This window comes from Variovorax sp. GW458-11-26-14-LB1, assembly GCF_059423965.1.
Genome location: NZ_JBWKYW010000015.1, coordinates 58478 through 70174, shown reverse-complemented (window position 1 = coordinate 70174; position 11697 = coordinate 58478). Strand labels below are relative to the sequence as shown.

13 protein-coding genes are annotated in these 11697 nt (G+C 68.0%); 7 read left to right on the top strand and 6 right to left on the bottom strand.

The genetic code is table 11. The annotated features are described in order from the left end of the window. Nucleotides 1-17: 17 nt before the first annotated feature. Both AC07YS_RS12745 and AC07YS_RS12740 read right to left on the bottom strand, forming a co-directional pair. Complete coding sequence (locus tag AC07YS_RS12745) at nucleotides 18-278, bottom strand: hypothetical protein (RefSeq protein ID WP_495268612.1); 261 nt, start codon at nucleotides 276-278, stop codon at nucleotides 18-20. Nucleotides 279-734: 456 nt separating this feature from the next. Continuing rightward, the gene (locus AC07YS_RS12740) at nucleotides 735-1646 is read right to left on the bottom strand and encodes a LysR family transcriptional regulator (protein WP_487849375.1); all 912 of its coding nucleotides are present in this window, start codon (nucleotides 1644-1646) and stop codon (nucleotides 735-737) included. 92 nt (nucleotides 1647-1738) lie between these two features. Here AC07YS_RS12740 and AC07YS_RS12735 point away from each other — a divergent pair, with 92 nt between their 5' ends. The 5 genes from AC07YS_RS12735 to AC07YS_RS12715 are packed head-to-tail and all read left to right on the top strand — an operon-like array spanning nucleotide 1739 to nucleotide 6803. Then, nucleotides 1739-2749 carry a Bug family tripartite tricarboxylate transporter substrate binding protein gene (locus tag AC07YS_RS12735; RefSeq protein ID WP_495268613.1) on the top strand — a complete coding sequence of 337 codons (1011 nt, stop codon included), beginning with the start codon at nucleotides 1739-1741 and terminating at the stop codon, nucleotides 2747-2749. 35 nt (nucleotides 2750-2784) lie between these two features. Further along, nucleotides 2785-3675, top strand: coding sequence for an HTD2 family dehydratase (locus AC07YS_RS12730; protein WP_495268614.1), 891 nt, complete (start codon nucleotides 2785-2787; stop codon nucleotides 3673-3675). A 24-nt stretch (nucleotides 3676-3699) separates the two neighbouring features. Next, nucleotides 3700-4881 (top strand): CaiB/BaiF CoA transferase family protein, encoded by a 1182-nt coding sequence (locus AC07YS_RS12725; protein ID WP_495268615.1) that lies wholly within the window; start codon nucleotides 3700-3702, stop codon nucleotides 4879-4881. Beyond that, complete coding sequence (locus AC07YS_RS12720) at nucleotides 4878-5768, top strand: HpcH/HpaI aldolase/citrate lyase family protein (RefSeq protein WP_495268616.1); 891 nt, start codon at nucleotides 4878-4880, stop codon at nucleotides 5766-5768. Before AC07YS_RS12725 ends, AC07YS_RS12720 begins: the two co-directional genes overlap by 4 nt. 30 nt (nucleotides 5769-5798) lie before the next feature. After that, complete coding sequence (locus AC07YS_RS12715) at nucleotides 5799-6803, top strand: tripartite tricarboxylate transporter substrate binding protein BugD (protein WP_495268617.1); 1005 nt, start codon at nucleotides 5799-5801, stop codon at nucleotides 6801-6803. A 48-nt stretch (nucleotides 6804-6851) separates the two neighbouring features. Here AC07YS_RS12715 and AC07YS_RS12710 read toward each other — a convergent pair whose 3' ends face one another. The 3 genes from AC07YS_RS12710 to AC07YS_RS12700 form a co-directional block, all read right to left on the bottom strand. Beyond that, a complete protein-coding gene (locus tag AC07YS_RS12710; protein ID WP_095947110.1) occupies nucleotides 6852-7274 on the bottom strand; it encodes a GNAT family N-acetyltransferase in 423 nt (140 codons plus the stop codon). Next, entirely contained in the window at nucleotides 7271-7804 is a 534-nt protein-coding gene (locus AC07YS_RS12705; RefSeq protein WP_495268618.1) for a CinA family protein, read from the bottom strand. Before AC07YS_RS12705 ends, AC07YS_RS12710 begins: the two co-directional genes overlap by 4 nt. Before the next feature lie 80 nt (nucleotides 7805-7884). Then, entirely contained in the window at nucleotides 7885-8532 is a 648-nt protein-coding gene (locus tag AC07YS_RS12700; RefSeq protein WP_495268619.1) for a DJ-1/PfpI family protein, read from the bottom strand. A 204-nt stretch (nucleotides 8533-8736) separates the two neighbouring features. On the opposite strand from AC07YS_RS12700, the gene phbB reads away from it, so the two are divergent. Next, nucleotides 8737-9474, top strand: coding sequence for an acetoacetyl-CoA reductase (gene phbB / locus AC07YS_RS12695; protein WP_062480872.1), 738 nt, complete (start codon nucleotides 8737-8739; stop codon nucleotides 9472-9474). A gap of 156 nt (nucleotides 9475-9630) precedes the next feature. Continuing rightward, on the top strand, nucleotides 9631-10974 hold the full coding sequence (locus AC07YS_RS12690; protein WP_062480874.1) for a dicarboxylate/amino acid:cation symporter: 1344 nt from the start codon (nucleotides 9631-9633) through the stop codon (nucleotides 10972-10974). Between the two features lie 67 nt (nucleotides 10975-11041). Here the strand turns inward: AC07YS_RS12690 and AC07YS_RS12685 are convergent, their stop codons facing one another. Beyond that, nucleotides 11042-11641 (bottom strand): tetratricopeptide repeat protein, encoded by a 600-nt coding sequence (locus tag AC07YS_RS12685; RefSeq protein ID WP_495268620.1) that lies wholly within the window; start codon nucleotides 11639-11641, stop codon nucleotides 11042-11044. Nucleotides 11642-11697 lie beyond the last annotated feature (56 nt).

The window sequence follows — 11697 nt, the reverse complement described above, 5'->3', positions numbered from 1 at the left end:
CGGGTCTTGCCTGCGGATTACTTCGACCGGTCCGAAGCCACGAGGTCCCAGGCCAGGCCCGCGAGCCAGCCGATGCCCACCAGCCACGCGCCGGCGTGCACCGTGTCGATGCCGGCGGGTGCCAGCCAGTGAACCAGCAGGGCGATCAGCAGCCCGGCGACGGCACCGAGGCAGGACCCGGGGGAGCTGAGGGCTTCGAGCATGTCAGGGCGACTGTAGCGGCCCTCTTTCGCGCCCGCATCGGCCCGATTCGGCGTGCTGAGAACCTTTGGATTCATTTGGGTGACGGTCACCCGACTGGCTGACGCTCTTGTTCACCGCTCAAAAATTGAGCAATGTGTGGAATCCCTTTGTAAAACAACAACTTGCATTCGTTTTACAAAGCTCCACCCCAGTTACCCCCAAAGTTGCCCACAGAAAGTGGGGATTGAAGCGGACTTCTTCACAACCGGCGGCAAGTCGTTGGTTTCAAAGGGTGGCCTAGCACAGGCAACCCCCTGTTTTTTCGCTTGACTTTCCTGTTTTAGAGCCATTTTTGGACCTGTCGGCCGCCAGACTTGTGCACTGCAAAAAATTTAAGCAGACTAACTATTCCCTTTATAAAACAACAACTTGCAATCGCTTTACAACGCTGCCCCTGACTTACCCCCAAAGTTGTGCACAGAAAATGGGGAAGACATCGGGTTTCTCACAAGCCGCCTGCAAGTGCCTGTTTTTGGCCGAAAAACCGGCCGTCAGCCGGTTTCGGCCTGCGCCTCGGCGTAGTGCTTGCACAAGGTCTCGACCAGCGCCTGGGCGTACACGGGCAGGGCGGCGCGGTCGCGCACGAGCAGGTAGCGCTCGCGCACGCACCACGGGTCGCTGAGCTCGACCAGCGCGAGCCCCATGCTCTCCTGGTTGCGCCGCGCGGCCGACTCCGGCACCACGCCGATGCCCACGCCGCTGCCGATCATCCGGCACATGGCGTCGAAGCTGCCGAGCTGGATGCGCAGCTTCTGGCGCTTGCCCAGGTGGTCGGTGATCTGCCCCAGGAAGGCCTGCAGCGTGCTGCCCTGCTGCATGCCGATGGCGTCTTCGTCGAGCGTTTCGGCGAACGAGATGCGGCGGCGCCGCGCAAAGCGGTGCTGGCGCGCCGTGACGAGCACCAGCCGGTCGGTGCTGAAGTGGATGGTGTCCAGGCCCAGCGTGTCCATCTGGCCCGCGACGATGCCGATGTCGGCGCGCCCGTCGCGCACGCCGCGCGGGATCTGAGCATTCGGTTTTTCCTGAAGGTCGACGTTGATGCGCGGGTTGGCGGCCAGGAAGCCGGGCAGGATCTCGGGCAGGAAATCGGTCACCGCCGTGGTGTTGGCGAACACGCGCAGATGGCCGCGCAGCCCGCCGCCGTACTCGAGCAGGTCGGCGCGCAACTGGTCGGCCTGGTGCAGCACCAGCCGGGCGTGGTGCAGGAAGGCTTCGCCCGGCGGCAGCAGGCGCACGCCGCGGGCCTCGCGCTGCAGCAGCTGCAGGCCGGCCTGGGTCTCGAGCGCCTTGATGCGCGCGCTGGCCGCGGCCAGCGACAGGTGCTGGCGCTCGGCCGCCCGCGTGAGGTTGCCGAGTTCGGCCGTGGCCACGAACAGGCGCAGGTCGGTGAGGTCGAAGAGCATGGGGCGATGGTAGTCAAGCCTTCGGAATTTCAGAAGCCTGGCTTCCGAAATCGCAGATTGCGCCGACGGGGCGGGCGGCAGACCATGCGGCCATGGAGACACACGACACCACCCCCGCCTTGCGGCTTCGCGCCAAGGCGCTGATCGCCTTCGGCCTGGCCGCCACCGCCTTGCTGGCCACCAACCCGGCCACCGCCCAGACCTACCCCTCGCGCCCCATCACGCTCGTCGTGCCTCAGGCCGCGGGCGGCACCAACGACATCGTCGGCCGCCTTGTGGGCCAGAAGCTCGGCGAGGTGTTGAACAACGCCGGCGTGGTGGTCGACAACCGCCCCGGCGCGGGCGGCAACATCGGCACGCAGCTGGTCGCCAAGGGCCCGAAGGACGGCTACACGCTGCTCATGACGATCAGCAGCAGCCAGGCCATCAACCCCGCGCTGTACAAGAACCCGGGCTTCGACCCCGAGAAAGACTTCAAGCCCGTCGGCCTGGTCGGCGCGGTGCCCAACGTGTTGCTGGTGAACCCGTCGTTCCCCGCGAAGAACTTCGCCGAATTCCTGAAGCTGGCGCGCGAGAAGGGCGCCAACTACCAGTACGCCTCGGCCGGCAACGGCACGCTCAACCACCTGCTGGGTGAAATGCTCAACAGCATGGGCGGCATCTCGCTGCAGCACGTGCCGTACAAGGGCGTGGCACCTGCCATCAACGACGTGCTGGGCGGGCAATTGCCCATCGTGTTCGCGAGCCTGCCTTCGGCGCTGGCGCACATCAAGGCCGGCAAGCTGCGCGCGCTGGCCGTGAGCGGCGAAAAGCGCTCGCCCGTGCTGCCCGACGTGCCCGCCATCGCCGAGCAGGTGCCGGGCTACAACGGCACGCTGTGGATCGGCCTGTTCGCGCCCGCGGGCGTGCCGGCCGACGTGCTCGCGACCCTGCAGGACGCCACGCGCAAGGCGCTCGCGGCCAAGGACCTGCGCGACAAGCTCGACCAGCAGGGCGTGGAGATCGCCGCGCCCACCTCGCCCGAGCAGTTCTCGGCGCTGCTGCATGCCGACCTCGCCAAGTGGGCGCGCATCGTCAAGGCCTCGGGCGCCGCGGTCGACTGACCCCGCCACTCATCCTTCTTCCCGACACACACGACATGACTTCTCCCCTGATCGACGCCGAAGCCCTCGCGCACCTGCAGGCCTGGCAGGGCCGCAGCGAAACACTGCGCGACGACCTCACGGCTGCGCCCGTGCGCGGCTTGTCCGCCACGCTCGACCGCGACGACCTGCTGCCCGAGGCGGGCACGCGCCTGCCTGCGCTGTGGCACTGGCTCTACTTCCTGCCGCACCACCGCCAATCCGAGATCGGCGAAGACGGCCACGCGAAGCGCGGCGGTTTCCTGCCGCCCGTGCCGCTGCCGCGCCGCATGTGGGCCGGCGGCCGGTTGACGTGGGAACCGGGCAATCCGCTGCAGGTGGGCGATGCGATCGAGCGCACCTCGACCATCGCCTCGGTCACGCACAAGGCCGGCCGCACGGGTGAGCTGGTGTTCGTGCTGGTGCGCCATGAAGTGCGCAACGCGCGAGGGCTCGCGCTGACCGAAGAGCACGACATCGTCTACCGCGCCGCCGCCGCGCCCGGCGAGGCCGCACCGCCGCCCACGCCCGCACCGAAGGACGCCACTTTCAGCCGCGACCTCGTGCCCGACGACGTGCTGCTGTTCCGCTACTCGGCGCTGACCTTCAACGGCCACCGCATCCACTACGACCGTCGTTACGTCACGCAGGTCGAGGGCTACCCGGGCCTCATCGTGCACGGCCCGCTGATCGCGACGCTGCTGGTCGACCTGTTGCGCCGCAACGCGCCGGCCGATGCGCAGCTCGCGCGCTTCGAGTTTCGCGCCGTGCGCCCGACCTTCGACATCGCGCCGTTCCGCGTGCACGGCAAGCCCGCCGAAGGCAGCACCGACGGCAAGACCTTCAGCCTGTGGGGCGAAGACGCCGACGGCTGGCTCACGATGCAGGCCACGGCCGTGCTCGCCTGACGCAAGGAAAGAAAGAAGAAGCCCATGACCAGACCCCTGGACGGCATCACCGTCATCTCGCTCGAACACGCCATCGCGGCGCCGTTCTGCACCCGCCAGCTCGCCGACCTCGGCGCGCGCGTCATCAAGGTCGAGCGCCCCGGCGGCGGCGACTTTGCGCGCGCCTACGACGAGCGCGTGAACGGCGAGGCCTCGCACTTCGTGTGGGTCAACCGCTCGAAGGAAAGCCTCACGCTCGACCTGAAGCAGCCCGCCGCGCTCGCCGTGCTGCAGGAGCTGGTGGCCGGCGCCGACGTGCTGGTGCAGAACCTCGCACCTGGCGCCGCCGCGCGCATGGGCCTGGGCGCGCAGGTGCTGCAGGAGAAGCACCCCGCGCTCATCGTCTGCGACATCTCGGGCTACGGCGAAGACGGGCCGTACCGCGACAAGAAGGCCTACGACCTGCTGATCCAGAGCGAGGCCGGCTTTCTCTCGGTGACGGGCACGCCCGACGATCCGTGCAAGTCGGGCAACTCCATCGCCGACATCGCGGCGGGCATGTACGCCTACACCGGCATCCTGGCGGCGCTGCTGCAGCGCGGCAAGACGGGCAAGGGCTCGCACATCGACGTGTCGATGCTCGAATCGCTTGCCGAGTGGATGGGCTACCCGATGTACTACGCCTACGACGGCGCGCCGCCGCCGCCGCGCAGCGCCGCCTCGCACGCCACCATCTATCCCTACGGCCCGTTCCCCGCGGGCGACGGCGGCACCGTGATGCTGGGCCTGCAGAACGAGCGCGAGTGGCGCGCCTTCTGCGACAAGGTGCTGCTGCGCCCCGAGCTCGCGAGCGACCCGCGCTTCGACAGCAACGCGCGGCGCAACGAACACCGCGAGGCGCTGCGTGCACTCATCGTCGACACCTTCGGCGCGCTCAGCGCGGCGCAGGTGCTCGAACGGCTCGACACCGCGCAGATCGCCAATGCACGCATGAACGACATGGCCGGGTTGTGGGCGCACCCGCAGCTGCAGGCGCGCGAGCGCTGGCGCCAGGTCGGTTCGCCGGCCGGCGACATCCCGGCGCTGCTGCCGGCCGGTCGCCAGAGCGCGTTCGACTACCGCATGGACCCGGTGCCTGCGGTCGGCCAGCACACCGACGCCATCCTGCGCAGCCTGGGCCGCGGCGATGACGCGATTGCGACGCTGCGCGCGGCCGGGGCGGTATGAGCGGACCCGCGAACGCCGCGCTCGCCTTGGCGCGCGCCTTTCTCTTCGTGCCGGCCGACCGGCCCGAGCGCCACGCACGTGCGCTGGCGACGGGTGCGGGCGGCGTGATCATCGACCTCGAAGACGCCGTGGCGCCCGCGCGCAAGGCCGAGGCGCGCGACGCGCTCGGTGCCTCGCTGGCGGCGTTGCCCGCCGAAGGGCGAGGGCGGCTGCTCGTGCGCGTGAACGCCAGCGGCACGCCGTGGCATGGCGACGACTGCGCGCGCGCGGCGGGCTGGATCGCCGACGGCCTGATCGCCGGCATCGTCCTGCCCAAGGCCGAGCACGCCGACGAGTTGCATCGGCTGGCCGCGACCGTCGGACCGAAGGCCGTGCTGGTGCCGCTCATCGAATCGGCCGCGGGGCTCGCGGCGCTCGATGCCATCGCGGGTGCGCCGCAGGTGCTGCGGCTGGCCTTCGGCCACCTCGATTTCCAGGCCGACCTCGGCATGGCCTGCGATGCCGACGAGGCCGAGCTGGTGCCTGTGCGCCTCGCGCTCGTGCTGGCCTCGCGCCGCGCCGGGCTGGCCACGCCCATCGACGGCGTCTCGCCCGACTGGCGCGACGCCCAGCGGCTCGCCGCCGACACCGCGCGCGCCCGGCGCGGCGGCTTCGGCGCCAAGCTGTGTATCCATCCCGAGCAGGTCGCGCCCGTGCAGGCCGCGCTCGGGCCCACGGCCGACGAGGTGGCCTGGGCGCACCGCGTCACCGAGGCCGTGCGCGCGGCCGGCGGCGGCGTCGTGAGCCTCGATGGCCGCATGGTCGACGGGCCCGTGGTGCGGTTGGCCGAGCGCTGGCTCGCGCTGGCCGCCTCGCACGGCCCCGGCGATTCATCCGTGACGCACTGATCCACAGACAAACCACAAGGAGACAAAGAAGTGAACGCAACGAAGACCTGGAAACTGAAAGCCCTCATCGCCGCATCGGCGGGCGCCTGCCTGCTCGCCGCCGCATCGCCTGCCGCCGCGCAGGCCGCGTGGCCCGACAAGCCCATCGTGATGGTCGTGCCGTACTCGGCCGGCGGCCCCACCGACGTGGTGGCGCGCATGCTCGCCGTGCCCATGGGCAAGTCGCTGGGGCAGAGCGTGGTGGTCGAGAACACCGTGGGCGCGGGTGGCACCATCGCGCCGACCCGCGTGGCCAAGGCCGCGCCCAACGGCTACACCATCCTCATCCACCACATGGGCATGGCCACCGCACCCGCGCTGTACAAGAAGCTCAACTACGACCCGCTGAAAGACTTCGAGTACGTCGGCCAGGTCATGGACGTGCCGATGACCCTGCTGTCGCGCAAGGACTTCCCGGCCAACAACTTCAAGGAGCTGCTGGCCTACGTGAAGGCCAACAAGGACAAGGTCTCGCTTGCCAACGCCGGCATCGGCGCCGTCTCGCAGCTGTGCGGCATGCTCTTCGCGCACCAGATCGGCGTGCAGCTCACGACCGTGCCCTACAAGGGCGCAGGCCCGGCGCTCAACGACCTCATGGGCGGGCAGGTCGACCTGCTGTGCGACCAGACCACGCAGACCGCGCCCGTCATCAAGGACGGCCAGCGCGTGAAGGTGTTCGGCGTGACCACGCCCAAACGCCTGTCGAGCATGCCCGACATCCCCACGCTCGACGAGCAGGGCCTCAAGGGCTTCGACGTGAAGGTGTGGCACGGCGTGTATGCGCCCAAGGGCACGCCGCCGGCGGTGATCGAGAAGCTCAACGTGGCCCTGCGCGCCGCGCTGCAGGACGACAACGTGAAGAAGCGCTTCGCCGAGCTCAGCACCGAGGCCGTGCCGATGGAGAAGGTCACGCCCGAGGCGCTGCGCAGCCATCTGGCGGCGGAGATCGAGAAGTGGGGGAAGGTGATCCGGGCTGCGGGGGTGCAGGCGGACTGAAGACGGCAGCTTGAGAGTTTGGGAGTCAGGGGCCGCAATGCCCCGGGCTCAGAGCTTCTTCTTCATGTAGGCAAGGTAGTTGCCGCGCGCGTAGTTGTCGATGCGGGCGAACTCTTCGTAGCCCTGCTTCAGGTAGAAGCCTCGCGCCTGCCACTCGAAGGTTTCGAGCGCGGCATTCCCGGCGCCCAGCGCCTTGCCGCGTGCTTCCGCCTCCGCGAGCAGGCGGCGGCCCAGGCCGGTGCCCCGGGCTTCCTCCTCGACGAACAGCACGTCGATGCGCAGCCATTCGAGGAACACGAAGCCACGCAGCCCGCCCATCAGGCGGCCCTGCGCATCCTTCGCGTTCAGCCACACGGGTTGCGTATCGGGGTACTCGCCGACGAAGCCGTAGTTGAACTCGCGCAACCGGCGGCCTAGGACGCCGGAGCGGACCTCTTCTTCGGAGGCGGTCGAAATCACGGTCTCGGTCATGCGTCGCTGCCGTTGTCGGCCGTCTGCAACGTCTCCTCGAACAACTTCAGCAACAGCCGCGCGAACACATCCATGTTCCATGGCCGGTCGGTCGCGCCGGTCTCGATCGTGCGGCTGACCACGAGGCCGTCCGCGCCGGTCACGGCGATGCAGACGTGCCCCGGCGCATCGCCGTACGGGCTGCCCGACGGTCCCGCCGCGCCGCTCTCGCAGATGCCCCACTTCGAACGATGGGCGTCGCGGATGCGGCCCGAGATGAAGCGCGCATAGGGCTCGGTCTCGCCGCGCATGTCGCCCATGTCCTCGGGCGTGAGGCCGAGCAGGGCCTTGCCGGCGCGCCGCGAGTAGATGACCGCGCCGCCCAGGAAGTAGGCCGAGGCGCCCGGCAACGCGAGCAGGGCGGCCGAGACCAGGCCGCCGGCCGACGATTCGGCCACCGCCACCGTCTGGCGCCGCTCGCGCAGCGTCGCCCCCACGCGGGCGGCGAGCACGGAAAGCGGTTCGAGGTCGGTGAGGTCGGGCGTGGACATGGAGGTCGAAAGAAGTAAGAAAGAAGAAATGACCGACCGTTCGATCGATCAAGGGAACGGGTGAACGGATGAACGAACTGTCAGGCGAGGCCCGCGCGCGAGCCCGGCCGCCGCACATACGACGGCGCGCGCTCGTGGCTCGAGGTGTGGCCGTACACCGTGTCGGCCGGGTAGTACTCGGCCTGCAGCTGCACCTTGGCCGCGGCTTCCTCGCCCGACACATGAGCGATGAAGGCGAGCATCAGGTCGGTGCCGGCCGACACGCCGGCCGAGGTCCAGACGTGGCCGTCCTGCACGAAGCGCTGCTCCACCACCTTCACGTCCCCGAGCGCGCGCAGGCGATCGAGCGACCCCCAGTGCGTGGTCGCGGTGCGGCCCGAGAGCAGGCCGGCCGCATGCAGCACGAAGGCACCGGTGCACACCGACAGCAGCGCCTTGCAGCCGGGCGCCTGCGCGGCCAGGAACTGCACCATGGCGGGGTTGTCGACCTCGTGCCGCGTGCCCATGCCGCCGGGCACGAGCACGAAATCGAGCGGCGGGCAGTCGGCAAACGAGACATGCGGGTTGATCGACAGCCCCTTGGCGCAGACGACCGGGCCATGCGTTTGCGCCACCACGAGGCAGTTGGCGGGGCCGCCAGCCAGCTTGCTCCACATGGTGAGCATTTCCCAGGGACCGACGAAATCGAGCTCCTCGACCTCGGGGAAGACGACGATTGCGAAATTCATGCGTGCGAACTCCTGGTGGGGTGGCCGGCAGGGGCCCTGTCACGGGCGCGAAGCCGCAAGCATATAGAGTGCCGCCGAGGTGATGTCCGTGACAGCTGGTTGCAAGCTTGGCTCAGTGTTCTCCCTCAGAGTTGTGTGGCCTGAAAATGGCTAGAGTGAAGGCGGCCGTTCAGGCTTTTTGCTAGCTTCAATCAAGGAAATCTCATGAGCAAGAAAGTTGCATATGTCACCGGAGGCATGGGTGGCATCGGAACAGCCATCTGCCAGCGTCTCTACAAAGACGGGTTCACCGTGGTCGCAGGTTGCGGCCCCACGCGGGACTACGCCAAGTGGCTGGCCGAACAGAAAGCCGAAGGCTTCGAGTTCCACGCGTCGGTCGGCAATGTCGGCGACTGGCAATCCACCGTCGAGGCCTTCTCCGCCGCCAAGGCGGCCCACGGGGCGATTGACGTGCTCGTCAACAACGCCGGCATCACGCGGGACCGCATGTTCCTCAAGATGACGCCCGAGGACTGGAGCGCGGTGATCGAAACCAACCTCAACAGCATGTTCAACGTCACCAAGCAGGTGGTGGGCGACATGGTCGAAAAGGGCTGGGGCCGCATCATCAACATCAGCTCGGTCAACGGCGCCAAGGGCCAGGCCGGCCAGACCAACTACTCGGCGGCCAAGGCCGGCATGCACGGCTTCACGATGGCGCTGGCGCAGGAGCTGGCCAACAAGGGCGTCACCGTGAACACGGTGAGCCCGGGCTACATCGGCACCGACATGGTCAAGGCCATCCGCCAGGAAGTGCTCGACAAGATCGTGGCCACGATCCCGGTCAAGCGCCTGGGTGAGCCGAGCGAAATCGCTTCCATCATCGCGTGGCTCGCCACCGACGAAGGCGGCTACAGCACCGGGGCCGACTTCTCGGTCAACGGCGGCCTCCACATGCACTGAGCATGCGCGCCACGCCCTGAAAACAAAAACCCGCTTCGGCGGGTTTTTTCATTTGGGCCGGAACCACCCCCACAGGACACACGACTTCAACCATCGAAAGCAACCCGACACGAACCCTTTCTTCTGCGTTTTCCTTCATCTTTTCAGGAGGCAGTCATGGCACATACAACAAGCACAGTACCCAGGAAGCTCCCCCTTTACCGTTCCCTGTACGTGCAGGTGATCACTGCGGTGATCGTCGGCGTGCTCCTGGGGTACTTCTACCCCTCGCTCGGCGAGTCGATGAAGCCCTTGGGCGACGGCTTCATCAAGCTCATCAAGATGATCATCGCGCCGATCATCTTCTGCACCGTGGTGGTCGGCATCGCCGGCATGGAAGACATGAAGAAGGTCGGCAAGACCGGCGGCTTGGCGCTTTTGTACTTCGAGATCGTGAGCAGCATCGCGCTGGTGGTCGGCCTCGTGCTGGTGAACCTGCTCAAGCCCGGCGCGGGCATGAACATCGACGCGTCCACGCTCGACACCAAGGCCATCGCGGCCTACACCGGCCCCGGCAAGATGACCGGCACGGTCGACTTCCTGCTCAACGTGATTCCCTCCACCGTGGTCGACGCCTTCGCCAAGGGCGAGATCCTGCAGGTGCTGCTGATAGCGGTGCTGTTCGGCTTTGCGCTGCACCGTTTCGGCGGGCGCGGCACGCTGGTGTTCGACGTGATCGAGAAGGGCTCGCACGTGCTGTTCGTGATCGTCAACTACATCATGAAGCTCGCGCCCATCGGCGCCTTCGGTGCCATGGCCTTCACCATCGGCAAGTACGGACTGGGCAGCCTGCTGTCGCTGGGCAAGCTCATGGGCACCTTCTACCTGACCTGTCTGCTGTTCATCTTCGTGGTGCTGGGGCTCATTGCGCGCTTTCACGGCTTCAGCATCTGGAAGTTCATCAAGTACATCAAGGAAGAGCTGCTGATCGTGCTGGGCACCTCGTCCAGCGAATCGGTGCTGCCGCGCATGATGGAGAAGATGGAGAACCTGGGCGCCCACAAGACCTGCGTGGGGCTGGTGATTCCCACGGGCTACTCGTTCAACCTGGACGGCACCTCGATCTACCTGACGATGGCGGCGGTGTTCATCGCGCAGGCCACCAACACGCCGATGACGCTCACGCAGGAGATCACGCTGCTGGCCGTGCTGCTGCTCACCTCGAAGGGGGCAGCCGGCGTCACGGGCAGCGGCTTCATCGTGCTGGCGGCCACGCTGTCGGCGGTGGGGCATGTGCCGGTGGCGGGGCTGGCGCTCATCCTGGGCATCGACCGCTTCATGTCGGAAGCCCGCGCGCTCACCAACCTGATCGGCAACGGCGTGGCCACCATCGTGGTCGCCAAGTGGACGAACGAACTGGACACCGAGCGGCTGCAGGCCGGGCTCAACAACGAGAGCTGGGTCGAGTCGCAGGAGCCCGAGGAGCTGGTGAACGCGCGCGAATCGAAGATGGCGCAGTAGCGGGCGCAGGGCGCCGGCCCGCGCGTTTCGGTGCGGTGTGGCGCGTTTCGGTGCGCTTCAGTGCACGTCAGTGCACCAGGGCCACCGCGAGCAGCGGCTGCGCTCTGGCGTCGAGCTCGCGTTCGTACAGCGGGGCGGCCTTGGCGTAGGCGCCCTGGGCGCGATGAGCCGCGGCCAGGTTCTGCCGGCTGTACAGCACGGCGTGTGCGTCGGGGCGCCGTTGCTTCTCGTGGATCGCCAGGGCGCGTTCGTACAGCGCAATGGCCTGGTCGAAGGCTTCGCGGCGGTAGTGCAGGCCGGCCAGCGCGCTCAGCGTGAACGCCACCATCGGGCTGTCGGGTCCTGCGGTCTTTTCCTGGATGGCGAGCGCGGCCGTGTACGACTGCGCGGCCCGGGTCAGCTGCCCCTGCCGCTGGTGGACATGGGCCAGCAGCACGAGGCTGAGGGCCGTGTCGGCGGACTCGGGCCCGCCCGTGCGTTGCGCCGTCTGCAGCACCTGCTGCGCCAGCTCGAGCGTGCCGACGTCGTAGCAGTTGGCGTTGATGCGTTGCACGAGTTCCTGGCGCAGCGCGCGCCATTCGGGGTTGCCGTCCTGCGCGTACAGCGCGCCGAACTGCGAGGCCGCCAGGATGACGCCGGCGGCAAGCCATGCCTTCGCGAATTTCATGGGGCCGAATCTAGTGCCCCGGCCTGAAAACCGAATACCTCGTTCATGGGAGTCCG

Bases quoted from the DNA above. Each gene is read 5' to 3' on its own strand.
- AC07YS_RS12725 (WP_495268615.1), top strand. From the start codon at position 3,700: ATGACCAGACCCCTGGACGGCATCACCGTCATCTCGCTCGAACACGCC.
- AC07YS_RS12685 (WP_495268620.1), bottom strand. From the start codon at position 11,641: ATGAAATTCGCGAAGGCATGGCTTGCCGCCGGCGTCATCCTGGCGGCC.
- AC07YS_RS12745 (WP_495268612.1), bottom strand. From the start codon at position 278: ATGAATCCAAAGGTTCTCAGCACGCCGAATCGGGCCGATGCGGGCGCG.
- AC07YS_RS12700 (WP_495268619.1), bottom strand. From the start codon at position 8,532: ATGAATTTCGCAATCGTCGTCTTCCCCGAGGTCGAGGAGCTCGATTTC.
- AC07YS_RS12690 (WP_062480874.1), top strand. From the start codon at position 9,631: ATGGCACATACAACAAGCACAGTACCCAGGAAGCTCCCCCTTTACCGT.
- AC07YS_RS12710 (WP_095947110.1), bottom strand. From the start codon at position 7,274: ATGACCGAGACCGTGATTTCGACCGCCTCCGAAGAAGAGGTCCGCTCC.
- AC07YS_RS12740 (WP_487849375.1), bottom strand. From the start codon at position 1,646: ATGCTCTTCGACCTCACCGACCTGCGCCTGTTCGTGGCCACGGCCGAA.
- AC07YS_RS12730 (WP_495268614.1), top strand. From the start codon at position 2,785: ATGACTTCTCCCCTGATCGACGCCGAAGCCCTCGCGCACCTGCAGGCC.
- phbB (WP_062480872.1), top strand. From the start codon at position 8,737: ATGAGCAAGAAAGTTGCATATGTCACCGGAGGCATGGGTGGCATCGGA.
- AC07YS_RS12735 (WP_495268613.1), top strand. From the start codon at position 1,739: ATGGAGACACACGACACCACCCCCGCCTTGCGGCTTCGCGCCAAGGCG.
- AC07YS_RS12705 (WP_495268618.1), bottom strand. From the start codon at position 7,804: ATGTCCACGCCCGACCTCACCGACCTCGAACCGCTTTCCGTGCTCGCC.
- AC07YS_RS12720 (WP_495268616.1), top strand. From the start codon at position 4,878: ATGAGCGGACCCGCGAACGCCGCGCTCGCCTTGGCGCGCGCCTTTCTC.